This window comes from Bacillus sp. FSL K6-1003 (genome assembly GCF_037964945.1).
Classification (GTDB): domain Bacteria; phylum Bacillota; class Bacilli; order Bacillales; family Bacillaceae; genus Bacillus; species Bacillus mojavensis.
This window is the reverse complement of sequence record NZ_CP150176.1, coordinates 1,016,617-1,042,479: the sequence shown is the minus strand read 5'-3', so window position 1 is coordinate 1,042,479 and position 25,863 is coordinate 1,016,617. Positions and strand designations below refer to the sequence as shown.

The 25,863-nt window shown below is 44.5% G+C and carries 27 protein-coding genes; 15 read left to right on the top strand and 12 right to left on the bottom strand.

The window, feature by feature from the left end; translation table 11 throughout:
• Positions 1–136 precede the first annotated feature (136 nt).
• The 6 genes from NSU16_RS05300 to NSU16_RS05275 all read left to right on the top strand — a co-directional run bounded on the left by NSU16_RS05300 (position 137) and on the right by NSU16_RS05275 (position 4,253).
• A complete protein-coding gene (locus NSU16_RS05300; protein WP_010333574.1) occupies positions 137–1,228 on the top strand; it encodes a YheC/YheD family protein in 1,092 nt (363 codons plus the stop codon).
• Positions 1,218–2,579: a YheC/YheD family protein gene (locus NSU16_RS05295; protein WP_339192251.1), complete on the top strand. Its 1,362-nt coding sequence runs from the start codon at positions 1,218–1,220 to the stop codon at positions 2,577–2,579. The genes NSU16_RS05300 and NSU16_RS05295 overlap by 11 nt, the downstream gene beginning before the upstream one ends.
• 159 nt (positions 2,580–2,738) lie before the next feature.
• Positions 2,739–2,948 (top strand): YheE family protein, encoded by a 210-nt coding sequence (locus tag NSU16_RS05290; RefSeq protein ID WP_010333572.1) that lies wholly within the window; start codon positions 2,739–2,741, stop codon positions 2,946–2,948.
• Between the two features lie 211 nt (positions 2,949–3,159).
• Positions 3,160–3,363: a beta type acid-soluble spore protein SspB gene (sspB, locus tag NSU16_RS05285; RefSeq protein ID WP_010333571.1), complete on the top strand. Its 204-nt coding sequence runs from the start codon at positions 3,160–3,162 to the stop codon at positions 3,361–3,363.
• Positions 3,364–3,469: 106 nt separating this feature from the next.
• Positions 3,470–3,595, top strand: coding sequence for a hypothetical protein (locus tag NSU16_RS05280; protein WP_081720765.1), 126 nt, complete (start codon positions 3,470–3,472; stop codon positions 3,593–3,595).
• 37 nt (positions 3,596–3,632) lie between these two features.
• Positions 3,633–4,253, top strand: coding sequence for an NAD(P)H-binding protein (locus NSU16_RS05275; protein WP_339192249.1), 621 nt, complete (start codon positions 3,633–3,635; stop codon positions 4,251–4,253).
• Between the two features lie 45 nt (positions 4,254–4,298).
• Here NSU16_RS05275 and NSU16_RS05270 read toward each other — a convergent pair whose 3' ends face one another.
• From NSU16_RS05270 to NSU16_RS05260, 3 genes are read right to left on the bottom strand one after another with little or no spacing between them, the layout of a single operon-like run.
• On the bottom strand, positions 4,299–6,320 hold the full coding sequence (locus NSU16_RS05270) for an ABC transporter ATP-binding protein (protein ID WP_339192248.1): 2,022 nt from the start codon (positions 6,318–6,320) through the stop codon (positions 4,299–4,301).
• Positions 6,317–8,074, bottom strand: coding sequence for an ABC transporter ATP-binding protein (locus NSU16_RS05265; protein WP_268504789.1), 1,758 nt, complete (start codon positions 8,072–8,074; stop codon positions 6,317–6,319). The genes NSU16_RS05270 and NSU16_RS05265 overlap by 4 nt, the downstream gene beginning before the upstream one ends.
• A gap of 23 nt (positions 8,075–8,097) precedes the next feature.
• The gene (locus tag NSU16_RS05260) at positions 8,098–8,241 is read right to left on the bottom strand and encodes a hypothetical protein (RefSeq protein WP_024120754.1); all 144 of its coding nucleotides are present in this window, start codon (positions 8,239–8,241) and stop codon (positions 8,098–8,100) included.
• A gap of 278 nt (positions 8,242–8,519) precedes the next feature.
• Here NSU16_RS05260 and NSU16_RS05255 point away from each other — a divergent pair, with 278 nt between their 5' ends.
• Positions 8,520–9,020 (top strand): universal stress protein, encoded by a 501-nt coding sequence (locus NSU16_RS05255; protein WP_339192650.1) that lies wholly within the window; start codon positions 8,520–8,522, stop codon positions 9,018–9,020.
• Positions 9,021–9,145: 125 nt separating this feature from the next.
• A complete protein-coding gene (gene nhaC / locus NSU16_RS05250) occupies positions 9,146–10,507 on the top strand; it encodes a Na+/H+ antiporter NhaC (protein WP_339192247.1) in 1,362 nt (453 codons plus the stop codon).
• A gap of 37 nt (positions 10,508–10,544) precedes the next feature.
• Here nhaC and dat read toward each other — a convergent pair whose 3' ends face one another.
• Positions 10,545–11,396: a D-amino-acid transaminase gene (gene dat / locus NSU16_RS05245; protein WP_268504788.1), complete on the bottom strand. Its 852-nt coding sequence runs from the start codon at positions 11,394–11,396 to the stop codon at positions 10,545–10,547.
• Between the two features lie 282 nt (positions 11,397–11,678).
• Between dat and NSU16_RS05240 the strand changes: the two genes are divergently transcribed.
• Positions 11,679–12,527, top strand: a complete 849-nt coding sequence (locus NSU16_RS05240) for a polysaccharide deacetylase family protein (protein WP_268470902.1) — start codon at positions 11,679–11,681, stop codon at positions 12,525–12,527.
• A gap of 25 nt (positions 12,528–12,552) precedes the next feature.
• On the opposite strand, the gene NSU16_RS05235 is transcribed toward NSU16_RS05240, so the two are convergent.
• From NSU16_RS05235 to NSU16_RS05225, 3 genes are all read right to left on the bottom strand, one after another.
• Positions 12,553–13,296 (bottom strand): NAD-dependent protein deacylase, encoded by a 744-nt coding sequence (locus NSU16_RS05235; RefSeq protein ID WP_268446626.1) that lies wholly within the window; start codon positions 13,294–13,296, stop codon positions 12,553–12,555.
• Positions 13,297–13,378: 82 nt separating this feature from the next.
• The gene (gene mscY / locus NSU16_RS05230; RefSeq protein ID WP_010333561.1) at positions 13,379–14,494 is read right to left on the bottom strand and encodes a small-conductance mechanosensitive channel protein MscY; all 1,116 of its coding nucleotides are present in this window, start codon (positions 14,492–14,494) and stop codon (positions 13,379–13,381) included.
• A 153-nt stretch (positions 14,495–14,647) separates the two neighbouring features.
• Positions 14,648–14,755, bottom strand: a complete 108-nt coding sequence (locus NSU16_RS05225) for a YhdX family protein (RefSeq protein WP_003224203.1) — start codon at positions 14,753–14,755, stop codon at positions 14,648–14,650.
• 234 nt (positions 14,756–14,989) lie between these two features.
• Between NSU16_RS05225 and NSU16_RS05220 the strand changes: the two genes are divergently transcribed.
• Genes NSU16_RS05220 through crcB form a run of 3 tightly spaced genes read left to right on the top strand, consistent with a single transcriptional unit; the run spans position 14,990 to position 16,456 of the window.
• Positions 14,990–15,715, top strand: a complete 726-nt coding sequence (locus NSU16_RS05220) for a glycerophosphodiester phosphodiesterase family protein (protein WP_229147652.1) — start codon at positions 14,990–14,992, stop codon at positions 15,713–15,715.
• Positions 15,708–16,100: a CrcB family protein gene (locus NSU16_RS05215; RefSeq protein WP_268504786.1), complete on the top strand. Its 393-nt coding sequence runs from the start codon at positions 15,708–15,710 to the stop codon at positions 16,098–16,100. Before NSU16_RS05220 ends, NSU16_RS05215 begins: the two co-directional genes overlap by 8 nt.
• Positions 16,100–16,456: a fluoride efflux transporter CrcB gene (crcB, locus tag NSU16_RS05210; protein ID WP_010333558.1), complete on the top strand. Its 357-nt coding sequence runs from the start codon at positions 16,100–16,102 to the stop codon at positions 16,454–16,456. The genes NSU16_RS05215 and crcB overlap by 1 nt, the downstream gene beginning before the upstream one ends.
• A gap of 13 nt (positions 16,457–16,469) precedes the next feature.
• Here crcB and NSU16_RS05205 read toward each other — a convergent pair whose 3' ends face one another.
• Positions 16,470–17,855, bottom strand: coding sequence for a hemolysin family protein (locus NSU16_RS05205; RefSeq protein WP_339192246.1), 1,386 nt, complete (start codon positions 17,853–17,855; stop codon positions 16,470–16,472).
• 642 nt (positions 17,856–18,497) lie between these two features.
• On the bottom strand, positions 18,498–19,679 hold the full coding sequence (locus NSU16_RS05200; protein ID WP_339192649.1) for a pyridoxal phosphate-dependent aminotransferase: 1,182 nt from the start codon (positions 19,677–19,679) through the stop codon (positions 18,498–18,500).
• A gap of 157 nt (positions 19,680–19,836) precedes the next feature.
• Between NSU16_RS05200 and NSU16_RS05195 the strand changes: the two genes are divergently transcribed.
• The 3 genes from NSU16_RS05195 to NSU16_RS05185 all read left to right on the top strand — a co-directional run bounded on the left by NSU16_RS05195 (position 19,837) and on the right by NSU16_RS05185 (position 22,737).
• Positions 19,837–20,268: a MerR family transcriptional regulator gene (locus NSU16_RS05195; RefSeq protein WP_268446813.1), complete on the top strand. Its 432-nt coding sequence runs from the start codon at positions 19,837–19,839 to the stop codon at positions 20,266–20,268.
• Positions 20,269–20,326: 58 nt separating this feature from the next.
• Complete coding sequence (locus NSU16_RS05190; protein ID WP_010333554.1) at positions 20,327–21,661, top strand: hemolysin family protein; 1,335 nt, start codon at positions 20,327–20,329, stop codon at positions 21,659–21,661.
• A 176-nt stretch (positions 21,662–21,837) separates the two neighbouring features.
• Positions 21,838–22,737 (top strand): NAD(P)-dependent oxidoreductase, encoded by a 900-nt coding sequence (locus NSU16_RS05185; RefSeq protein ID WP_010333553.1) that lies wholly within the window; start codon positions 21,838–21,840, stop codon positions 22,735–22,737.
• Positions 22,738–22,763: 26 nt separating this feature from the next.
• On the opposite strand, the gene NSU16_RS05180 is transcribed toward NSU16_RS05185, so the two are convergent.
• The 3 genes from NSU16_RS05180 to NSU16_RS05170 all read right to left on the bottom strand — a co-directional run bounded on the left by NSU16_RS05180 (position 22,764) and on the right by NSU16_RS05170 (position 25,724).
• Positions 22,764–23,891 carry an FAD-dependent oxidoreductase gene (locus NSU16_RS05180; protein WP_339192244.1) on the bottom strand — a complete coding sequence of 376 codons (1,128 nt, stop codon included), beginning with the start codon at positions 23,889–23,891 and terminating at the stop codon, positions 22,764–22,766.
• A 101-nt stretch (positions 23,892–23,992) separates the two neighbouring features.
• Positions 23,993–24,592, bottom strand: a complete 600-nt coding sequence (locus tag NSU16_RS05175) for a 1-acylglycerol-3-phosphate O-acyltransferase (protein ID WP_010333551.1) — start codon at positions 24,590–24,592, stop codon at positions 23,993–23,995.
• A gap of 124 nt (positions 24,593–24,716) precedes the next feature.
• On the bottom strand, positions 24,717–25,724 hold the full coding sequence (locus tag NSU16_RS05170; RefSeq protein WP_339192243.1) for an aldo/keto reductase: 1,008 nt from the start codon (positions 25,722–25,724) through the stop codon (positions 24,717–24,719).
• Between the last annotated feature and the right edge of the window lie 139 nt (positions 25,725–25,863).

The window sequence follows — 25,863 nt, the reverse complement described above, 5'->3', positions numbered from 1 at the left end:
GTTTAACAGGAATAGGGCAAGATGCTGAATCGTAATCTGTAAAGTAGACTACCGACAGCTGTGTTCCTGATGTTTTTTGAAGCGTTACGCTGCTGACACCCGCCGGCAGCTTTTTAATAAAAGGGGGAGTCTCACCATGATAACACTCGGTTTTATGTCCTTAACCCGCCAGCATGAGCAGGATTTTTCCGCAGAATTGGCCGTAAGAGCGCCCGAATTCGGCATACGTTTGATCCGCTTTACACCGTTTGACATTTTGCCCGACACCCTGCGTGTCAAAGCGCTCGTTTATCACCCAGCGAGCAGCAATTGGAACGAAACAGAACTTGCGATTCCCGATTATATTTATGACCGCTGTTTTTATGGGAAGGATTCACAATCCCAAAAAGCAAAGCCGATCGTTGAATGGCTCAAAAAATATCCGAAAACCGAATTTATCGGGCGGGGTCTTCCTGATAAATGGACGGTGCTTCAAGATTTGCAGGAGCATTCTGTGATCAATCCTTACATTCCAGAAACCATGAAGGTGAGCCGATTTGAACAAATCCATTCGTATTTATTGAAAGAAAAAGCCTGTATTTTAAAGCCGGCGTTCGGTGCTGGCGGCAGAGGCGTTATACTTCTGGAGCTCGGCAAAAAAAACATAACCGCCACCTACCATATCGGAAAGGATAAACAGACAAAATCCTTTTCTAACCAAGCTTCTTTTAAAACCTGGTGCAAAAAAGTGCTGCAGCACCAATATTTGATACAGCCTTATTTAAATATCCAAGATAAGGAGCAATACCCGTGTGATATCCGGCTGTTTATGCAAAAAAATGAGGACGGTGAATGGCATACCGTTGGAAAGGCAGTGAGACGCGGATACAAAAATGGGCTGCTGGCCAATTTATCAGGCGGATCGGATACGCTTACATTTGATACATGGTTTGAAAATATTCCGAAAAAACAGCAGGTAGTTCTACTGGATGACGTATTCTCGATTACCCAATCGGTTCCTTATTATCTGGATGAGCGATACGGGCCGTTATTTGAACTTGGTCTGGATATATGCCTTGCGAAGGACGGGAGAATCTGGATCCTGGATATCAATTCTAAACCAGGCAGAAAATCAATACTTCATGTTTCCCCTGAGAAAAAAGAACATCTATTTACTTGTCCTCTTAAGCGGTGCAAATATCTATTTTCGCTGCAAAACCAGAAAGGAGTCCTTCCGCGTGAATCGTAATCGGTTTTTGATCGGCATAGACAAAAACAGTGAAAATACTATATTTCTGCCCTCCGCAATGAAGCAAGACGACCTTTTGTCTGCCTCATTTGGAACGAAGGTTGTCAGATGCCATGTTACTTTCAGACGAAATCTCGAACAGACAGTGCTCCTCTCTGAAAATTTGTTTCACGAACTGTTGATACCGCACCGCAGCCGGGCTGATATTCTCATTCATGATCATTCGGTGCACATTGGTCCGTTAATCGGCATCTTCACCGCGGGGTTTACCGCCTCACTTGAGCGCCCTTTTAAGGATCGATCTCTCTTTTTTTCTAAACTGCTCACTTTGCATGAACAAACAGGAAGCTATTGCTTCGTGTTTGGCGCGCACCAAATCAATTGGCAGGAAGGAACGATTGAAGCGCTTCTATACAGGGAAAACGGCTGGGAGAAACACATTGTCCCGCTGCCGAACGTCGTGTATGACCGTTTGCCAAACAGAAAAATCGAGAATTCAATTGTCTTGCAGAATACAAAAAACCGGCTGATCAATGAATATCAAATTCCATGGTTCAACAAAACATTTTTCAACAAATGGGATGTTCATCAATTGCTGGAAAAAGACCCAAGAACGGCTCCTTTTTTACCAAAATCAATCCTTCATCCTACTGTTGAGCAGATTGAAGAGCTGAGTGATTCATTCGGCAAGGTTTATATAAAACCGGCGGACGGAGCACTCGGCACCGGGATTTATCAGCTCGCCAAAACGGAATCCGGTTTGACTGTGAAACATACGAATGATGCTAAATCTTTTTCTTCAATCGACTATCCCGATGCTTCCGCATTTTTGGATGAATTTCAAAAACAGCATGATCCCGCTGTCTTTCTCGTTCAGCAAGGGGTGCATTTAATTGAATTTGAGGGAAAACCAGCCGATTTCCGCGTTCATACAAATAAAAACGGGAAAGGGAAATGGACTGTAACTGCCATCGCAGTAAAAATTTCAGGAGAAAACAGCATTACAACACACCTATCCAATGGCGGGGAAGTGAAAACACTGGCCGAAGTATACGATGATCCGACGGAACGAATACATGTCATTAAAAAGCTTTCTGCGGCGGCGCTGACCGCCAGCCAAGTGCTTCATGACCATATCGATGGGTTCGTTGGCGAGATTGGTTTTGATTTTGGCATTGATCAAAACGGTAAGATATGGATGTTTGAAGCGAATTCACGTCCGGGACGCAGTATTTTTTCTCATCCGAATCTGCAGTCTGTCGATTCTTTGACAAAACGAAGAAGCTTTGAATATGCGTCATATCTTTCGAAGATGGCGATTACCTCCCATGAATCGCTGTGGCCATCCTAATCTGCCCGCTTTATGTAAAAGCGGGCTTGAAGTTTATTCATCGCTGGGACAAGTTACATCATAAAGTCCCTTCAATGATGTTTTGTAACAATGATACAATGAATATAATTCGTCCGTATCCATGTCAATTGATATCAACTTCAAGGAGCGTGGCCCCTGATGATTTCTCATTTCAGCTGGAAACCTTTGTTTCAAAAAGAAAAACTGCCCGGATGGACCATTTCGTTTTACTATAAAGGCACGCATTATGAAGGCATCTATCATAAAAACGGCGAGATTGAATGGGGAGGTTTGTATCCCGCCCGTGCTGATGAGCCTGCACTCAAAAACGAGGTACATGAATTGATGCTTTTTCATATTTACGATTAGCTTAGCCTGAACGGCTAAGCTTTTTTTATGTTTCTCAAGATTTACCACTAAAATGCCCGCATGAGTTTCAGTCAAATCTAACATAATACGTAGTAACAAGCCGGCAAAGCATTGGGTTACGCCGAGACGGCAGTGACACCCGAGTCGGGTCCACAGACTGGTGCAACTCCAGTTAACCCAACCATATCAAATAAAAAAGGAGATTTTACACATGGCTAACCAAAACTCTTCAAATCAATTGCTAGTACCTGGCGCAGCTCAGGCTATCGACCAAATGAAACTTGAGATCGCTTCTGAATTCGGCGTTAACCTTGGAGCGGATACGACTTCCCGCGCTAACGGTTCTGTCGGAGGAGAAATCACAAAACGTTTAGTATCTTTCGCTCAGCAGAACATGGGCGGCCGCGTACAATAACAATTCAATAAATGGCTGACAGAAGGCGCGGTTTCCGCGCCTTCTTTATATTTGTCACCCTTTTTTCCTGCTCCACATATCCTAGAAAAAAAGGGAGGGAATCAGGGTGCCATTCATCGCGATTGTGAATTGGGAGCTGGTGCAGTTCGTAAGTATATCCATGATTAACGAATATGTTTCCCATCGTTCTGCATTCTTGTACAGGTATTCTTTCCCACGCTGTTCAAACTGAGTACATCCTTTTATAATGGGGGCGAGGAGGGTTTTTCATGAAAATTGCTTTATTTGGGGCAAGCGGCCGGGTCGGACAAGCCTTTTTAAAATTGGCAGGGAACGATGAACAACTTGATATTTACGCCTTGCTCAGGTCACCAAATAATAAAATTGGCCTGCCGAAAGAACGGATCGTTATCGGGAATGCTCGCTGCCGGGAACATGTGAAAGAAATCATGAAAGATGCTCAAATCGTCATCAGCTGTCTCGGTACAGATGGTGATGATACGTTGTCAGCTGCCATGACACATATTCTTGCCATTATGCAGGAACAGCATATCCAACGGGTCATAACGATCGGCACCGCGGGCATTCTTAATTCACGGATTGAACCAGGAAAATATCGATTTGAAACAAATGAATCAAAACGAAAACTGACTCGCGCTGCCAAGGAGCACGCAAAGGTATATGAAATGCTCAGAGCTTCGTCCTTAGACTGGACCATTATCTGCCCCACATATCTTCCCGACGGAGAAGCAGCAGGTGAATACCGTGCAGAACGCAACGTCTTGCCGGTAGAAGGCAAAATGATCACTGTCGGCGACACAGCGGCTTTTCTGTATCACGAGCTTCTTACAGGAGACTATATCGGCTGCCGGGTAGGACTGGCTTATTAATGCGTACAAAAACCCAAAACATTGGATGTCTTGGGTTTTTGAAAGCTATGCAATGGAATGCTTCTGCCCTTTTTGCAGCTTATACATTTGATAATATTGCCCTTTTAATGCCATTAGTTCCTCATGATTCCCTTTCTCAACAATTTCGCCTTTTTCAAGCACTAAAATTTGATCCGCGTTTCTGATGGTTGAAAGCCGATGGGCAATGACAAATGTCGTGCGCCCTTGTTTCACTACATCCAGCGCCTTCTGGATCAGAGCCTCTGTCTCAGTATCAATATGCGCTGTTGCTTCATCCAAAATCAAAATGGCGGGATCGTACGCCAGAGCTCTTGCAAAGGAAATAAGCTGCCGCTCTCCCGATGATAGCGTGCTGCCTTTTTCAATGACAGGTTCACTAATCCCTTTCGGAAGCTTTTCAAGTAGCGACTCAGCCCCGACTTGCCGCAGTGCTTCTATGATGTCTTCTTCTGAAATTCTTTCATCCTCCAGACTAACGTTAGAACCAATTGTTCCTGAAAATAAATAAGGGTCCTGAAGCACAATTCCCATATGGGATCTAAGTTCCTGCCTTGACATGCTGTAAATGCTTCTCCCATCGATGAGCACATCCCCTTTTTGCGAATCATAAAAGCGGAAGAGGATATTCAAAATCGAGCTCTTGCCTGATCCGGTATGGCCGACAAGTGCTACAGTTTCGCTTTGTTGTGCTGTAAAGGAGATGTGTTTCAAAACATTTTCTCCTTCTTGGTAAGCAAATGATACGTCTCGAAATTCAACCCGCCCCAGCGCGCGCTCCTTCGCCGGTTCACCCGCTTCTTCCGTTTCCTTTTCTTCAAGCAGTTCAAAAACACGCCCGGCGGACACCCGCGCCAGTTCCAGTTTAGAAAACTGATTGACAATACCTGTAATCGGCTGGAATAAGCGGTTTAAGTAATCCACAAACGCGTACAGCACACCGATGGAAACAATTCCTGCCGGGTTTAGGCTTGCGCCGCCAAAATGCCAGATCAGACAAACAAACGCAAGGTTGCGGATCACATTCACAAGGTTGTGTGACATTAAGGAGTTTAAATTCAGCATCCTGTTCTGATAGTAATAATGGGATTCATTTAATTCCTCAAACTCTCTCATTGTTTCTTTTTGATGGCGAAAAGCTTGAATGATCGGCATCCCTTGAATGGACTCATTCATTTTTGCATTAATGTCACTATTGATCGAACGGATTTGATGATTATAATAGGAAGCGTATTTCCGGTAGATAATCGACCACAGCCAGATGATCGGCACAATCGCCAAGCATAAAAACGCGAGCTTTACATCCAGCAGGAACAACGCCGTAAATATCCCGATCATATATATGCCGCTTGTCACAAACGTCGATAGCACTGTCACATATAAATCTCTGATTGCCTCGGTATCATTTGTAATTCTTGCGACTACTTTGCCCGCGGGAAGATTATCAAAATAACGGATCGGCAGTTTCTGAATGCGGGAAAACACATCCTGTCTCATCTTTTGAATAATGCGGTTGGCACTCATCTGCAATAAATAATGCTGCCCATATTGGAAAAATACCGAGAAGACAAGCAAACCGGCATACAGAAAAATGAGAAACGTCATCCCCTTTATTTCCGGCTTATAGAACTGAAAAATCTCCTGCTTTGTCAGCTGTTCAGCAGGATACGTCCGGCTTTCGTTCCCATTAGTGATCGTCAGCTTTCCGTCAGAAACCGTTCTGTTCCCGTCAAAGCTGACAGCCTGATCAACGAAATAAAACGCCATTCCCACTTGATAAATATGCACTTCTTTCTCTTTAGCAGCCGATCCCTGCATCCGGTCCTCCCTGACGTAGGAAGTGCCGTTAAATTCAACTGCATTTTTATCTTTTTCTGAGACCTCATACCATGTTTTTTCAATGCCGAGAATGTGGTCGTCAATCATTTTTTTGCCGATAAACGGTCCGGTCAGCTCTGCCCCGACTGCAATCGCAAGCAACAGGACGGCAGTGATGAGCAATTTTTTATATAGGAGTGCGTATCTCCATAAGGTTTTTCCTGTCTTCATGCCCCTGCTCCCCCTTCTTCCGCAGTGAACAGCTGCTGCCTTTCGTATTGTTCCCGATACCATCCGTTATTGGCCATCAGCTCTTGATGTGTGCCTCTCTCAGAAATCACGCCGCCGTCCATCACAAGGATGAGATCGGCATGCTCCACAGCGGATAAACGGTGCGTCAGAATAAATGTCGTTTTCTCTTGGCGGTTTTTCCTGATATTGCTGATAATGGCCGCCTCTGTTTTCGCATCTACAGCGGAAAGAGAATCATCCAGGATTAAAATCTCCGGATTCGCCATCAGCGCCCTCGCGATTGAAATTCTTTGTTTTTGCCCTCCAGAGAGTGCGACGCCTTTTTCACCCACCATTGTCTCCAGACCGGCCGGAAGCATTTGCAAGTCTTTTTCAAAATGAGCTTCTGAAACAGCCTTCTTTACCTCAGCATCACTTGCGTCAAGCTTTCCGTACAAGATGTTTTCTTTTACAGACCGGGAAAACAGTAAATGATCCTGTGGCACATATCCAATCCACCCGCGGAGCCGATCAAGAGGAATCTGCTCAATCGGCACACCTGAACATGTGATGCTCCCTTCACCGGCTGGATACTGGCGCAAAAGCTGCTTAATGATCGTCGTTTTCCCGCTCCCAGTTTTACCGGCAATCCCGACAGTCTGCCCTTTTCGCACGGTAAAAGAAATATCCTGAATATTTACATTTGTTGAGCTTGGATATGTAAAGCTGACATGGCTGAAAACGATGTCTCCAGGCTCTTTTAGATCAGACGGCCGCTTCGGATCTGTCACGTCCGGTTCATAAGAAAGGGTTTCATTTACCCGATCTAAGGACGCGTTGCCGCGCTGCATCACATTAATTAATTCACCGATCGCAAACATCGGCCAAATCATCATGCCCAAATAGACATTAAAGGAAACAAGCTCGCCCAGCGTCAGCTCATTGCGGAAAACAAGAAACGCTCCATACCCCAGCCCAATCAGATAGCTGGCGCCGACAAGCAGCTTAACAGTCGGCTCAAACAGAGAATCGATAAAGGCTACCTTCATATTCTTCCGGTACACATCGGCCGTCATTTCATTAAAACGGCGTTCATCATTCGTTTCCTGTACATAAGCTCGAATCACTCTCACACCCGAGACCGATTCGAGCACCCTGTCATTCAGCGCTCCGAATGAATGTTGTGCCTCTGTAAACCTTTCATGAATTTTACTTCCGTATATGCTGATCGCAACAGCCATAATGGGAAGCGGTAGTATGGCTGCAAGCGTCAGCTTCCAGCTGATCAAAAATCCCATCGTCAAAAAGATCGTCATCATAAACATCGTGGAGTCGACTAATGTCAGAATGCCAAACCCCGTCGTTAAACTGACAGCCTGGAGATCATTTGTCCCCCGCGCCATTAAATCTCCTGTTCTGTATTTTTCATAAAACGGAGGCGCCATTTTCAGCAAATGACCCATCAGCTTAGAGCGGAGAATTTTCTCCATCACATTCGCTCCGCCGAACAGCTGGTGCATCCAAAAATAAGACATGATATACACCACCGCCGTCAAACCTAAAAATACGCTGACATAAAACAGCAGCCCGCCTGAGGTAAACTCCCCCGATTTCATATCATCGATGGCGTTCCCCAACAGTTTAGGCGGAAACATCTCAAGTACATTTACACATAATAAAAGCACAATCGCAATGGTATAGCGCAGCCAGTAGGCTTTAAAAAACCAGCCCAGCTTTTTCAATACTGAAAACATCCATCCCCATCTCCTTTATCTCGTCAGCCGCCTTCTATTTTTTCCTTGCAGCTCTTTTCGTTCAGGTTGTCATAACCAATCCTCGCCTCTGTATTTGTCTTCACATCCGATACACCTGTCTTTCTTAAGATTTTGTATATAAAAAAGGCATGAAGCGTCAGCTCCATGCCTTTTGTTATCGATTATGCTGTACAGAGCGCTTTTCGGCGCGCGGATTAACCCAAATCAAAAAAAACAGAATAAGGGTTTGCCGCGCCAATATGAAACTGTTCTGTAAGACATATCATTCCTTGGCATAGCAAACCCTCCATTCATTCTGATTTTTCACTCTTTTTTCATAATATAAACAAAACCTTTTTTTGTCAATCATTACTACCGAGAAAAAGATTAAATAGATTTTATTTCGGGTATTGTATTGTACGACGTTTTTGAAAGGGTGAGAATGATGTTTCATGCTGACCGTATTATTGTTGCGTTTGACGGAAGTGAAAACAGTAAGAAAGCGCTTCAGACAGCCATTGATCTTGCGAAAACGGTAAATGCAGCCATTACAGTCGCCCATTCACATGATATGAAAAACAACCAGACCATCATCGACCCGCCGAGGCCCGCAGCAGGGGCAAGCTATATTGGCGGAGGCATGACAAGTGTTCCTGATCCGCTGATATCAGATGTTGCGCCACCGGAGCCAATGATTTATGAAGACCGTACGGAAGAAGTCATCGCCGAAGCCAGAATGATGCTGAATGATCAGCTGACAGAGGGAGATATCGATATATTAGAAGGTGACCCGGCTGAATCAATTATCGAGCATGCCAACCGGGTTTCAGCCGATCTGATTGTAACCGGAAGCAGAGACCAAAACAGACTGAAGAAGCTTTTGTTTGGAAGTGTAAGTGAAAAACTTTCGGCGAAATCAGACATACCGGTTCTGATCGTAAAGTGAGCACGCCACGTGCTCGCTTTTTTAAATTCATAATTGTGAAAAAACACGGATTTTCGTTTTTTTCTGATATGATGCTTTCGTGCCCAAAAGCACAAAAGCATTAAAGAAAATGATGGGGTGTTGTTTTGGATTCTCAAAAAAAGCTGACGTTTCCGTTAGCCGTCGGTTTATTTATATTCATGTTAGGAGTCATTATCTCCTGCTTATTTTTTCTTCATACAGAACCGCATATCCCGCTGTTCCTATGCGTTGTCCTGCTTTCAGCAGCCGGTTTATGGTACGGTTTTTCCTGGAACAGCCTTGAAAAAGGAATTGTTAGCGGAATTAAAAACGGTGTACAGCCGATTATCGTTCTGGCGCTGATCGGTATCTTAATCGGCGCTTGGATGTACAGCGGCGCCATACCGTCCGTTACTGTTTATGCATTGTCCTTTATTGAACCGAGCCACCTTCTTTTGACTGCTTTGTTTTCCTGCATGATCATCAGCACACTTGTCGGCTCAAGCCTGACAACAGTAAGTACAATTGGCGTGGCACTGATCGGCGTGGCAAGCGCGGCAGGCGTTCCGCTCGAATGGACGGCAGGGGCAGTCATTTGCGGAGCCTGCTTTGGTGATAAAATGTCACCGATGTCGGATACAACAAATTTTGCTGCGGGTATAGGCGAAATATCGATCTTTGAACACATTCGCCACATGATGGGCACAACCATTCCCGCCTTGCTGATCACTGTTGTCCTTTTTTACTTTCTTGGTTTATCAGTCTCAGCGGACGCTGCTTCAACAGATGATATTGCACACGTTATTGCCGGAATAAAAGATGCAGCAAATGTCACACCGTGGGCGCTTCTTTCTCCGCTCTTAGTTGTTTTGCTGGCGATTAAGCGCGTGTCCGTTATTCCCGTTCTGACTGCGGGTATTATTTCCTCGGGAATTTTGACAGCCATTTTCGTTCCCGACAGCAGCATTCAGGCTTTTATGTCAGCCCTGCAAAATGGCACCATGTTCGAAACTGACAATGAGGCAGCCGCTAAAATCATCAACAGAGGCGGACTGCAATCCATGATGGCCTCAGTTTCTCTTATTATGATCGCTTTTGCACTCGGCGGTTTAATGGAGAAAATCGGCCTGATCTCCGCACTATTGGAGGGTGTGATGAAAGGAATCCGTTCAAAGGGCAGTCTCATTGCAGCAACTGTCTGCTCAAGTATCGGTGTCAATCTTGCAACAGGCGAACAGTACTTATCTATATTAATACCAGGACAATCTTTTAAGTCTTTATATGACAAACAAAACATTCAGCGGAAGTTTTTATCAAGGTCATTAGAGGACGGCGGAACCTTGATTAATCCATTGATCCCTTGGGGCGTCAGCGGGGCTTTTATGGCAACCGCGCTTGGTGTTCCCGTCATTGATTATATCCCATTTGCATTCTTCCTCTATATATCCCCGATGATCTCGATTCTAGTTGGATATGTAAAAAAATAAAAAGAGCGCCGCTTGCAAAGCGGGCTCTTTTTTATCATTAAAATGATACGCGGGCTGCCTGCTGAATGCATTCTTGAAAAGCCGCCTGCAGCTGTTTTGTCACCGGTCCGGGCACTCCGCTTCCGACTGATTTCCCATCAAGCGTCACAACCGGAATAATTTCTGCCGTCGTGGAAGAAATAAAGATTTCGTCCGCCTGTCTCAGCTCTTCCTCAGTAACGGGCTTTTCATCAAGCTCTATGCCGTTCTTTACGATGAGATCCAAAATATTCTTTCGTGTAATCCCATTGAGAATCATTCGGTTTGCCGGATGCGTCCGCACCGTACCGTTTAAAACGGCATAAACATTAGAAGATGTACCTTCTGTAACAATTCCGTCTCTTATTAAAATGCCTTCAAATGCTCCCGCTTCATACGCTTTCTGTTTTGCCATCACATTATACAGTAAATTCAGACTTTTAATATCGCATCTCAGCCAGCGAAGATCCTCATCCGTGATGGCAGAAACGCCATATGCCTGCTCCTGTTCAGGCTTTTTAACAGAAAATGTATAGGCAGTCGTCTGCGGCTCAAGCCCCGCTTCATATTGGTGTTTTCGCGGAGCAACCCCTCTGGTGGTTTGAATGTAAACCGCTCCGTCGCTGACCGCATTTTCCTGCACAAGCTTTTGCAGGTCCCACTCTAAATCTTCTAAACTGAACGGCAGTGAAATTCCGATCTCAGCCGCGCTTCTGAATAAACGCTCCGCATGCTCGCGTAAGCCGAATAATACTCCTTTATACACCCTGATAACCTCATAGATTCCGTCTCCAAACTGATAACCGCGATCTTCCACATCAATGGATGCCTCGTTCCGCTCCACCAGCTGGCCATTAACTAAAATCTTCATATAAGCCCTCCCTTTTTCGTATTTATCATGATGTCTAAGCAAGCTGTCATTGTCACTCATTCTACCATATCAAACCAGCTGAAAAACAGAAAGATCAAGAGCTCGATAGCTGGGAAGGAGATTATTTTTTCCTTAAAATCTGACATTTCGACATTTTTTCTATGTTCTTTCCAGTTTTATTCCTGTATACTTGACTCGTAATACATAGGTTGTAAACAATGGCACCTTCAGAGTTGCCAATACAGCGGTATGTAGAGATTTTATGCCACTGGAGAGATTGATATGCGACAAACGAGAGGAGACGCTTCTCCTTCTGCAGTTTCGCTTGCTTTTAAATTTGCAAGTTTAGCAGTTTTATGTGTGCTGCTTTTGCTTATGGTGATTTTAGGTTATTCCAATAGCTCCTCGAAAGCAAAAGAAATCACTGTCACAACAAACAGCCAGCTTCGTGATGAGAAGGAAAGCCTGAAGCTGAAAGACGACTCCCCAGGCCTGCTGATAAAACATTTGCAGACCGAACAGAATATGGGAGACAAAACGGTTTACTTAACATTCGATGATGGCCCATCAGCCTATACAAACCGCTTGCTGGACGTACTGAAAAGCGCCGATGTAAAAGCGACATTTTTTATGCTGTCACCGCGAATGAATGAATTCAAACACGCGGTTAAAAGGGCCGAAAATGAAGGGCATGCACTCGGCTTACACGGAGTCACGCATAATAACAAATTGTTTTATCAAACGCCGACATCGCCGCTAAAAGAAATGCAGCAGGCGCGTGACACACTGGAAAGCATTACAGGCTATCGCACCAATCTCGTCAGAACGCCCTACGGGAGCAAGCCGTCTCTTACAGATTCACAAATTCGCAATCTAGAAAAAGACGGTTTTGTATACTGGGATTGGACGATTGACAGCATGGACTGGAAATACCGCAACTCAACATACGTAGCAGAAGTACTGCAGCAGCTTGACAATATGGAACACAGCCACTCAAATCGGCCGTATGTGATTCTCATGCACGATCTTCCTGCTACAGTAAACGCACTGCCGGTGCTCATCCATAAACTGAAAGAAAAGGGCTATTCCTTCGGTGTGTTAAAAGACACAATGGTTCCTGTTCACGAATAAAAAAGTGAGGCGCTTATCTGCGGCCTCACTTTTTTATGCCCAAGCTCCGGGCAAACTCTCCGATTTTTTGATGGATGACGAAATCAAACAAACTGTCGCAGTACGTCGGCTCCAGGTTAATAATAGCTTTATTAATGCCTGGAATCCGGCTTGCATCCTCAGGCACAAATCTGGCGGGAGCAACTTCAAGAGACGTGCCGATTACCAATAATAGGTCGGCTTTATCCAGCTTTTCATAAAGCGTGTCAAAATGCAAAACGGCATCGCCAAACAGAACGACATCGGTTTTTAATACCGTTCCGCACACCTCACCGTCATGTCCGACCGCAGTACACTCCGGCACATCATGCTTCAGCAAATGAGGGAGATCATATCGGGCGCCGCATGAGAGACAGCTCGCTGTTTGGATAGAGCCATGCAATTCGTATACATGTCTGCTGCCGGCTTTTCTATGAAGGCCGTCAATGTTTTGTGTGAATATATCCACCTGCTTCCCTTGTTTCTCCAGTTCAGCCAAAAGCAAATGCCCTTCATTCGGTTCATAGCTCCCGCTCATCTTCATTTGAAACAATTCTTTGAACTTAGGCCAAAACAGACGCGGTTGGCTTAAAAAATAATCGAGGCTCATCGCCTCCATCCTTGAGGCATCCTCAGTCCAGATGCCACCGGCTGAGCGGAAATCGGGTATGCCTGATTCTGTGCTCATTCCCGCTCCGGTCAGCACGACAATTCGCTGTGCTTCATTCAGCATGTTTCTGAATGCTTCCAATTCAACACCGCCTTACAGTCATGTTTTCTCTTATTTTACCATGAAAAAGACTTCGCCTCTTTGCAGACGAAGTCTTTCTTTTTTATGCCCGTTCCTTTTCCTCTTTATTTAGATTCACTTGGAACGGATCGTTTTGGTGCTTTTGCTTTACAACAACCATTTGGCCGGGATATGCAAACTCGACACCCTCTGCGCCAAGGATTTCGATGATTTTATAGTTGATGTCCTCTCTAATATCGAGGTTTTCAGCCCAAACCGTTGTTTTTGTATAGAAGTTGAAAAATAAATTGTAATAGCTGTCGGCAAACGTATCAAAATTGACCATGATCGTTTCATTATGAACGCCCTCATGCTCCAAGAGCATTGTTCTGAGAGAACGAATAGAGCGTTCAAGGTTCTCAATCGGCGTAGCGTAGGATACATGAATGGAAAACGTAATCTGGCGCTTGGTCATTCTCGTCCAGTTCGTGATGGCTTCCATCGACAGCGTGGAATTTGGCACCGTTACTAGCGCACCCTGCGCTGTTCTGAATCTTGTGCTTCTGAAGGTAATATCCTCTACAGATCCCGTCACTGTTGCCGTTTCCACCCAATCACCGATTGTAAACGGTTTTTCAGTGATAATGATGATCCCGCCAAAGAAGTTGCTGATCGTGTCTTTTGCAGCTAGCGCAAAAGCCAATCCGCCAAGCCCAAGACCAGCCACAAACCCATTGACGTCATAATTAAATTCCTGGGCGATCACGCTCACACTGAGCGCTATAATGACAAAACGGAGGAGTTTAGACAAAAACGGCGCCAGAATGTCATCCATATCCAGTTCGAAGCGCTGATTCACTTTATGAAAAATAAAAGATGATGTAGCAGTCAAATTACAAAGCCCCCAGCACAACAGCGCTACAATCAGGGAGCGATAAATTTTGCTGATCAGCGGCATCTGCTCATCTAAAAACGGTGAATAACGGATCGCCAAAAACAGCCCTAAGGCAACAAAAAACCATCTGGCAGGCTTATCGAATGCCACAACCACCTGTTTAAAAATTTCAGTTTTCGGTTTGTTTGTCATATTAAAAAGCAAATTAAAGAGATATCTTGTAAACAGTTTTCTTAGTATAAGAAACAACAGCAAAATTGCCAAACTGATGCCGGTTTGAATGATTTTATCAAGCGTGAAATATTGCTGCAGATAATCTAGCATGGCAGTCTCCCCTCTATCCCAATCGAATGTTTATTATACTAAAACATTCGGCAAAATGCTCCCCTAAATGTCTTCTTTATAACATACAAAACCCCGGCGGAGCGCCGGGGCAATTTCTCATTTTAACCATTCAGCCAGATTCAATAGGGACAGTCACTTACTTTTTTTCGTTTGTGTCTGATCAAGGAGAGTTGCTTTTTGCATTTCAGCATCTGTTTCGGCCTTAATTCTTTCCTCCACTCTGATTCTCCCTTTTCCCATGATCTCGCCTCCTTTTTTGCTATTATAAAGTAACAGAATATTTTGTGAATATGTCGAAAGCACTATTTTTCTGTAGAAGTATGCTTGGATACGATGGGTGTTCCTATTTCAGTTATACGTTGCGGTCAGCCTGGACTATTCAACTATGACAGAAAAAAATTCACAAGTTGGTATCGCGGCGCATATATGGATTTGATACAATAACAGAAATGCCCATATGAGGAGCTGACAAGCTTGTACACCATTGCCCACCGCGGAGCATCCGGCTACGCTCCCGAAAATACAATTGCTGCATTTGATCTCGCGGCAGAAATGAATGCAGATATGATTGAGCTGGATGTCCAGCTTACAAAAGACAGGCAGATTGTCGTTATACACGATGACAGAGTGGACCGGACAACAAACGGCTCAGGCTTTGTTAAGGATTTTACACTGAAGGAGCTGCAGGCACTTGATGCAGGAAGCTGGTACGGCCCCGCTTTTCAAGGAGAAAAAATCCCAACTCTGGAGACGGTGCTCAAGCGCTACCACAAAAAAATCGGCCTTTTAATTGAACTAAAGGGTCACCCTTCGCAAATCGGGATTGAAGAAGAAGTGGGACAGCTGTTAGGACAATTTTCTTTTTCTATTAACAATATTGTTCAATCCTTTGGTTTCCGTTCCATCCAAAGGTTCCGTGAGCTTTATCCATCGATTCCGACAGCCGTTATTACAAGACCGAATTTTGGCATGCTGTCCAGAAATCAGCTGAAAGCCTGCAAAGCTTTCGCAAATTATATCAATATCAAATACACACGTCTCAATCGTCTCATGATCGCTTCCGCCCATAAAAATGGATTAAAAGTGTTTGCATGGACAGTAAAGCATCAGAAAACAGCAGCCAAACTGCAGGCCATGGGCGTCGACGGGATTGTCACAGACTACCCGGACTACGTATTAAAGGATGGAAAACATGAATAGATATAGTGCGGTTTTTATTGGAGGCGCCCTTGGCGCTTGTCTCCGATACGGATGTAACATCGGCATAAACCATAATATATTTCCGGCTGCAACATGGCTGGAGAACGCGGCAGGCAGCCTTTTTTTAGGCATTCTGACCGGTTTTTTTATGATTAGGGCGAAACGGCCTTTGCTATCGGCTTTTTTAGGCACCGGTTTTTGCGGAGGCTTTACAACCATGTCAACGTTTTCTAAAGAAACGGTCATGCTGTTGCAATCGCATTCGTCATTAGCTGTTTTGTATATGGCGGTCTCATTCATATCAGGAATCGGGCTTGCGCTCTTCGGCGTTTTGGCAGGACAGCGAATAGCCCAATTTCAAATCGGAAAGGAGCGGAAGCAATGATGACACTGGCTGGTATTTTCGCAGCGGGAGGACTCGGTGCTGTGCTGCGTTTTTGGCTTGGCAACATCATAACATCTAAAACGCAAAGCCTTCGTTTTCCAGTCGGCATATTGACCGTTAATATACTGGGTGCCCTCGGTCTTGGGCTTTTTACAGGGCTTCATGTGACAAATTCATCTGCAGCACTCATCATCGGCACCGGCTTTTTTGGCGCCTTTACCACATTTTCCACTTTCAGCGTTGAAAGTGTTCAGCTCTTGCTGGCCAAGCGTGTAAAGGAAAGCATCCTATACATCGGTGTAACGCTTTGCGGGTCCCTTTTGGCATTTTGGTGCGGCTGGATGCTGCTGACATAAAAAAACCTTGAGCTTATTTCTCGCTCAAGGTTGCACTGTTCAGCATGACCGGCTCGGGCATCGGCAGCGTATGGTGGGCCGTAATCCCGGATGTCTGGCTGATTTCTTCTTTTATATCTATTTGCTTAATCAAACGGCCATCCATCTTCAGCACCTTTATTGTATATGATTCGATGCGAATGGATTCGCCAGCCTCAATATCAATGTTTTCTTTCAATATCAGCCCGCCGATGGTGTCCACGTCTTCTTGAATCGACGTGCCGAGAAGGCTGTTCACCTGATCCATGCGAACCTTTCCATCCATAACATAATGGCGGTCGCCAAGCTTTTGAATCAGCGGCTGTTCGTCTTCATCAAATTCATCTCTGATCTCGCCGACAATTTCTTCAAGAATGTCCTCTGTCGTGACAAGTCCCGAGGTTCCGCCATATTCATCCGACAAAATCGCCATATGAATGCGTTCACGCTGCATTTTAATCAGCAGATCATGAACCGGAATTGTTTCAATGACTTCGATCACTGGCCGCACATACGGATGGATCGTCATTTTCATTCTTTCCTCTTCTGTCATAAACAGCAAGTCAGAAAACAAATGCTTCGTATTGACCAAGCCGATGACACTGTCTTTGTCCCCATCTGTGACAGGCCAGCGGGTGTATTTTTCTTTCAGCATAACCTCCAGCATCTCAGCCATTGTCATATCCGTTGATACAGCGGCCATTTCCTTCCGCGGTATCATAATTTCTTTGGCAATGCGGTTATCAAATTCAAAAATCTTATTCACATATTTATATTCAGACGGATTAATCTCTCCGTTTTTTAAACTCTCAGACAACAGCATTCTGAGTTCTTCTTCAGAATGAGAACCCTCATGTTCTGACGCCGGCTTCAAACCAAACATGCCGCATAAAAGCCGCGCCGATCCATTCAGGATCCAAATAAACGGAAACAGAAGCAAATAGAATAGTCGCAACGGACCCGCTATCAGCAAGGTTAGCTGTTCAGCCTTTTGAATCGCGACCGTTTTCGGGGCCAGTTCACCTACAACAACATGCAGAAATGTAATCAAGCCGTACGCGACTGCAAAAGAGACTGCATGAGAAACCGATTCCGGCAGGCCGAGCGGTTCAAACAATGGATGCAGCAGCCGTTCAAATGCCGGCTCCCCCAGCACGCCGAGTCCAATTGATGTCACTGTAATGCCCAGCTGGGATGCAGATAAATATTCATCCAAATCTGTAATGACACGCTTTGCGAGTATCGCCCGTTTGTTTCCTTCTGTTATAAGCTGATCAATTTTGGATCTCCTTACTCTAACAATCGCAAACTCACTTGCGACGAAAAATGCAGTTAAAGCAATGAGCACACCAATTAAAATCAGACTGTCAATATCGTCCATTTAACCTTATCCCCTCATTAAAGGATAAGGAGTCACCTCCTGATATAATCATTTTTCCTTAACATTGAGGTACGCGGTGTATTGTTGCCTAAGCAGAGGGCCCCATCATACCACCTCCAAGTCAAAGTTTGATTATAAATTGTATATTTTATTGTAACACAACTCATTCCAAAAATGATTTTAAATTTTTAGACTTCTATCATAGGACAGCCCATTGATTCATCCGGCCAGCAGGTTCTTGATATCCGTGCATAGCCTTTTAAGACGATGCTAAGATTATTGGGCAAGGTGCTGTTCACTGAAATATCGGACATATATCTGTTTTTCAAGCTGAAGCTTGTACGGCTCATTCGCTCGTATCTGCTTCGGCGGCGTGCATAGGATAAGATCATGTGACGTGTGCTTTTAAATGCTTACTAGATGTGTCTGGTCACACAACACAGGCAAGGGCCAGGAATGGGCTCGACCAGTTTGCGTTATAAACGGTTTCTATCTTCAGGCCGGCTCTGCTGTTATGGTTGAATTTGGCGATTTATTCGAGGGAGAGACAGGAATTGAAAAACGGGCCAAAGCCTGGGGTATACGGCAAATAAAAAAAGATAACAGCCTCGGGATCGCTGTTATCTTTTTGTGCGAGATGGCTTATAAAAAATCTTTATATAAGGCGATAAAGATGTCGCGTGATTGTTTGATTTGCTCCAGCGGCACACTGAAGGATAAACGGAAGTGCCCTTTCATCCCAAAACCGCTGCTCGGCACAATTAACAATTTATACTTTTGCGCTGCATGCACACAAAATGCAACTTCATCTTCAATTGGCGACTTCGGAAAAACGAAGAAACCGCCTTTTGGCATTTCAAATTCAAAGCCGGCTTCCTTTAAAATGTCAACCATGACATCTCTGCGTTCTTTATAAGCGCTTGCGTCTATTCTTAAATCATCCATTCTCGCCACAGCCCGCTGCATCATGACAGGTGCATTTACAAACCCAAGCGTTCGATTGCAGTACACAAAAGCATTTATCAAAAGGTCGGCATCCGGCATGCTGCTGTCTAAGCCGATATAACCGAGCCGCTCCCCTGCTATGCCGAGGTCCTTACTGAATGAACTCGCCAAAATGACACGATGATACGATTGAAACGGATTTGCCAGCACTTCATCATAAATCAGCTGACTGTACGGCTCATCAAACAGTACATAGATGGTTTGGCCGTTTGTCTCTTCAATCTCTTTTAACAGAGCGCCTAGATCATCTATATTTTTCTGGCTGAGTACGGTTCCCGTCGGGTTATGAGGTGTATTCAGAATGAGTCCTTTCGTCTGCGGGGTAATCGCCTGCCTTACCGCTTCAATATCAATCTCGAACCGGGCTGTCAGCGGGCAGCTGACAGCCTTACCCCCATAGTTCTCAATATACAATTTATATTCTGCAAAATAAGGAGCGAGAATGATGACCTCTTCTCCCGGATTTAATATGCTTTTTAGCGCCACATTCAATGCGCCGCCCGCACCTACTGTCATGACAACACGCTCAGCTGAAAACTCGGCAGCAAAGCGGTCGGCCAGAAATTGCGCGACTTTTTCTCTAGCTTCAGGAAGGCCCTGATTTTGTATGTATCCGTGATTTCCTTTTTCAGCTTCTTCTATTAATGCTCTCGTAAAGGCTTCAGGCGGTTCAACGACCGGGTTGCCGATTGAGAAATCAAACACCTGGTCATTTCCTAACTCTTTCTTCAGTCTCGCTCCTTCATCGAACAGCTTTCGAATCCACGATCCTTTATTTAGGTTCTCTTCAATTTCCCGCGATAAACCAGCCAATCTCATCTGTCCCTTCTGCACATATAAATTGAACATTCTATCTATCTATGTTACTTCAACCAGAATTCGGATGCCACTTTTTCCATATCCGGCTTCCCGAAAAAACAATAAACTTGTGTAAGGCACCCTTCATATATTAAACTATTCTCATAACTATAACGTGATGGTTGGGAGGGATTTAGATGGGGCTGAGACTTATCGTATCAGTGAACTAGCGGCACTTGCCGGAGTAACGAAACGAACAGTTGATTATTATACGAATCTTGGTCTGCTGATGCCGGCCAGATCCTGTTCAAATTATCGTTACTACGATGAAAACGCACTTAAACGACTCATATTTATTGTAGATTGCAAGCAGCAGCGATTGGCCCTGTCCGATATTAAAGATCGACTGGAGAACCAGTTTCCCTCTTCAGCCATAGATCATGATGAAATTGGAAATCTGGCATCTGAAATTGATTATATGAATCAAAACATCTCCGGGATCTTGCATCGGTTTGAACGGCTGAAGCCTGAGGATCGTGACGAGCTGAAAAGCAAACTTACGCCCGAAAAGCTCGCCGTGTTCCAATCATTTATGCTGCTGTTAAGTTAAAACCATTTTACTAACAGGAGGTGTTACCTTCATTCTCATTGTAGAGTGAAGGTTCTAATTGGACATAGTGAATTTGATTTTAGTCGCTGTTTTAATTGCCCTGACGGCATTTTTCGTAGCATCTGAGTTTGCCATTATCAGAATCAGAGGCTCACGGATTGATCAGCTGATCGCGGAAGGAAATAAAGCAGCAATTGCCGCAAAAAGAGTGACCACGCATCTTGATGAGTATCTATCTGCGTGTCAGCTTGGAATTACATTGACTTCCATTGGATTAGGGGTTTTAGGGGAATCAACGATTGAAAGGCTTGTTCATCCGCTTTTCGTACAATTGGATGTACCAAGTTCCCTTTCACATATCATATCGTTTATTTTGGCGTATGCCATTATCACGTTCCTGCACGTTGTTGTCGGAGAACTTGCACCTAAGACAGTTGCCATCCAAAAGGCGGAAGCAGTGTCTATGCTGTTTGCGAAACCGCTGATTTGGTTTTACCGCATCATGTTCCCGTTCATCTGGCTTTTGAACAATTCCGCACGGTTATTGACAAAAGCTTTTGGCCTGGAGACCGTATCAGAAAACGAATTGGCTCACTCTGAAGAAGAGCTAAGAATCATTCTGTCGGAAAGCTATAAAAGCGGTGAAATTAACCAGTCAGAGTTTAAATATGTGAATAAAATCTTTGAATTTGACGACAGGCTCGCGAAAGAAATTATGATCCCGCGGACCGAGATTGTCAGCCTTCCGCACGATATTAAGATTTCTGAAATGATGGAAATCATTCAAATTGAAAAATATACCCGCTACCCAGTAGAAGAGGGCGATAAAGATAATATTATCGGGGTTATTAATATTAAAGAAGTGCTGACGGCCTGCATCAGCGGCGAGGTTTCTGTTGATTCCACCATCTCACAATTCGTGAATCCGATCATTCATGTGATTGAATCTGCGCCAATCCATGATTTGCTTGTCAAAATGCAAAAAGAAAGAGTCCACATGGCAATCCTGTCAGATGAATACGGCGGAACTGCCGGACTGGTGACGGTAGAGGACATTATTGAAGAGATCGTTGGCGAAATCCGCGATGAGTTTGATATTGATGAGATCAGCGAAATCCGCAAGATCGGCGAAGGCCATTACATGCTGGACGGTAAAGTCTTGATCGACCAAGTGAACGACCTGCTCGGCATTCATTTAGAGAATGAAGAAGTCGATACGATCGGCGGCTGGTTCCTTACTCAGAAATACGATGTGGAAAAGAACGATTCTATTATCGAAGAAGGCTGTGAATTTATTATTAATGAAATTGACGGCCACCACGTCGCTTATATTGAAGTGAAAAAGCTCGCAGCAGAAGAACTGATAGAAGTTGGAGAGTCACAAGAAGCATAATTTTGAAAAAGACACCTTTTATTGAGGTGTCTTTTTTATTCTGGTTCGTTTTTGACATTGTCATACCCCTCTTCTGAAAACTGCTGCTAATAAATCGGTCATCCGCGGGAACTCTAAAAAAGTGCAACTGCGAGAAAAACGAATATTTCCGCATCATTATAGAAAGGAGCGAAAACATGAAAGTTGTCGTAACTGGAGCAGCAGGTAAAATCGGACGCTGGGCTGTAAGAACGTTATTAGAGGCCGGCCATGATGTGACAGCATCAGACAGAGTATTAAAAGAAGAGTCCGCATCGAAAACATTTATTCAAGCAGATTTACGGGATTACGGCCAGGTATGTCAGCTAATCATGGGCTGCGACGCTGTAGTTCATCTTGGGAATATCCCTACAGATGTCAGGAATACCTCCCAGGCGATATTTGAAAATAATATGCTTGTTAATTTTAATATCCTGGAAGCCTGTAAAGATTTTAAAATACGTAAGCTTGTGTGGGCTTCAAGTGAAACGGTGCTGGGATATCCATTTGTGCCGGACGAGCTCAGTTACCTTCCCGTAGACGAGGAGCATCCAACGATCGTAAAGTCATCTTATGCGATGGCAAAACGGCTGACCGAAATCCTCTCAGATATGTATTCAAAGCTGATCAATACACAAATTGTCACTCTCCGCTTTGCGAATATATATGAGCCTGATGAGTACGAAAAAATCCCAGGCATGCACTGGAACGAGCAGCAAAAGGATATTCAAAAGAAAAATGCATGGGCGTATTGTGATGTCAGGGATGCTGCACATGCTTGCCTTCTAGCACTCGAAAAAAACAATCTCGGAAATGACGTCTTCCATATTACTGCACCCGATACCATCATGAAAGAGCCTAGTGAAGACTTAGTAAAACGATTTTTCCCCGATGTATCTTTAAAGAGAGATATAAAAGGATATGAAACGCTGATGGCAATCGATAAAGCCAAAAAGGTCCTTGGCTATGAACCGCGTTATACATGGCGCTCTGTATTAAATAATGACGGCTCTCTTAAAGCACTGCCAGAGGATCAGCTCTCATTATCAAAAATATAAACACCACAAAAAAAAGCAGCAGGTGATCATCGAACTCCTGCTGCTTTTTTTATATCATAATCATCTAAATTGATATCCAAATCCATTCTAAGGGCCAGCTTCGCCAACTGCTCCCCCATATAGGGGCCCATTGTTAAACCAGACGATCCAAGACCGTTTGCGACTATCACCCCATCCCAGCCGGGAAGAGATCCGATCACCGGCACATCACCTGGTGTAAAGGGGCGTAAACCGACTCTTGCCTCTTGAAAGGTGCTGTTTGCTAAGCCGGGAGCCATTTCTAATCCCTTGTTTAGAAGTTCCTGCAGCCCGCCAGCCGTTATCCTTACATCACGTCCGCCTATCTCATCTTCACGTGTCGCGCCGATAGCTATTCTATTGTCATGATAAGCTAAAAGATACTCTTTAGAGGGCGGCATCACAGCAGGCCAGCTGTCAATATGATTTACATTCGGCACCTGCACATACACAATTTGCGCTTTTTGCGCACTTACTTTGAAATGAATGCCTAAAGGCGCTAACAATTGGTCTGCCCAAACACCGGCACAAACAATAACCTCATCAGAAGAATAGATTTCATTACCGACAGTTACGCCTGTGACACGATTCGAATGATGTCGAAGCGCAGCATCACCTTTTAAAATGACTGCGCCGTTTCTTTGGGCAGATCTCAATAATGTATCTCGCAGCACTTCTCCATCCACACGGGCGGCTCCGCTTATTTGAACAGAATGGTACCGTTCAGCAAGCAGAGGAAACAAATCTGCGGTTTGTTTTTCATGAAGAAAGGATATCTCACCGATTTCCAAGGCAGCTTGTTTACGCTCCCGCACACGTTTTTCGATCGTTTCCATCTTTTCTTTCTCGTGATGAATACTGAGAGCACCGACTTGAGCATAACCAATGTCCGTCTCGCCTTCTTTTCTAAGTTCTTCTATGAACCGAGGATAAAAGCGTGCTCCGTCCTTTGCCAGCCGGTACCAAGCCTGATCACGACGAGGAGACAGCCATGGACAGATAATGCCTTTCGCTGCATGGGTGGCCTGGCCCTTATCTTTCCGATCTATAACCAGAACCTCTGCACCCATTTTGGCTAGCTGATATGCTGTTGATGCTCCCAAAATTCCAGCCCCGACTATTATCATTTTTTTCATGAACCATAACCTTTCCCAATGATCAATTCCTCATTTAGTATAGCTAATGGCCCAGGAAATTATAAACAATCGGGATATTGGCGAGTGCAATGACTGATGAATTACAGTTGTTCCAGCTTCTTTTCAAGCTCTTTAATGCTGTGATTCAAAGCCTCTGTCATAGCCGCCAGCCTTTCCTTAGACGGAAGGTGGGCAAAATCAGCCTGCTGCAAAGGTTTACCGATAATCAGCTTCATTTTTCCTTTTTTGAACAACGCCTTTCCGCTTGAAGGTCCTTTATAAGCAGCCGGAACAAGGGGTGCTTTCCCCATTTGCGCAATTGTCACTGCGCCTCTCTTCAAAGGCACATCCTCAGAAGTTCTTGTTCCGCTTGGGAAGATTCCGACAATCTCTCCTTCTTTCAGCAGCTTAATCGGCGTTTTAATGCTGCTTGGGCCAGGATTTTCCCGGTCTACCGGAAAGGCATGAATTTTCTTCAAAAACGAACCGATCCATTTATTTTGAAAAAGCTCTTTTTTCGCCATGTAGTGTATTTGATAAGGAAGAATCCCGACTCCGAGTGTGATCACATCAACCCAGCCAGAGTGTGTACACGCGATGACAAAACCTGAATCGGCCGGAAGGTTTTCTTTGTTGTATACCTTCACTCCTCCGCGAAGAGAAAGAATAACTTTTAAAGCATTTGCACAAAACTTATACATATCGCACTTCCTTTGTCGTAATCAATGATTCTTTCTGTTACTTATTATAACAACATTTTTTATTACCTGGTACTAATTTTTAAGATTTCTCTTTTCTTAACGTCAAAAAGCTGAGGAATCATCCTCAGCTTTTTGTTATATACCCCTCTCTTGTCGGAGGCGCCATAAATTCCGGTCCAACCGGGTTTGATATCTTATTTTTCAAAATGGTATTAATGTCTTTTTTATCTTCATTGCTCAGCGTCCAGCCGGTAATTTCTGATACCGCCTCTATTTGTTGAGGTTGTCTTGCCCCCCAAAGGGCGATTCCCGCTCCCGGCTGGTCTAAAATCCATCTCACGGCCAGATGCATCACAGATTTTCCATAACGTGTCTTCGCCAAGTCTTCTAATTGATTGACTGCAGAAAGATATTCTTTAAATCTCGGCTTCTGAAATTTCGGATCGTGATTTCGAAGATCGTCTCCCTCAAACGAATGATCTTCTGTCATTTTTCCCGTTAACAGCCCTCTGCATAAACTGCCGTATAATAGTGTTGTCAACTGTTTGTCTTTCGCATACGGGAGCACATTCTCTTCAATGTCCCTTTCAAACAGATTGTAAGGAGGCTGGATTGTATGAAGCGGAGCAACAGCCCGAAATGTATCCATTTGTTCAACCGAGAAATTACTGACGCCGATCGCGCGGATTTTCCCGGCATCATATAATTCCTTCATCACTTCTGCTGTTTCCTCTATCGGGACAAGCGGATCAGGCCAGTGCACCTGATATAGATCGATATAATCCGTCTGAAGACGTTGCAGGGAATCTTCGACCTCCTGTATAATTCTCGCTCTGTTAGCATGGCGGAACAGCTGATTGTTTTTCCAATCCAGCGCCGTTTTAGTGGCAAGAACAACCTGATCTCTTGCCCCATGCTGCTTGATCGCCTTCCCGACAATTTCTTCGGACTGTCCGAAGCCATATGCCGGCGCGGTGTCAATCAGTGTGATCCCCTTATCAAGAGCGGCGCGGATGGTTTCGATCGATGTTTTTTCATCAGTGCCTCCCCACATGGTTCCGCCGATCGCCCATGTGCCGAGTCCAATTCGGGAGGCTTTTATTCCTGTGTCTGAGATACTGGTATATTCCATTGTGCCACTCCTTCACTTTTTCACTATGGTTTCCCTGATGGAAAAAGTGTTAAACATTTCTCACCACTATCTTTCAGGGCAAATTTTCGGTACTATAGAGTAATGGTGTTTAATTACGTATTAAAAAGCCGTTTGCATG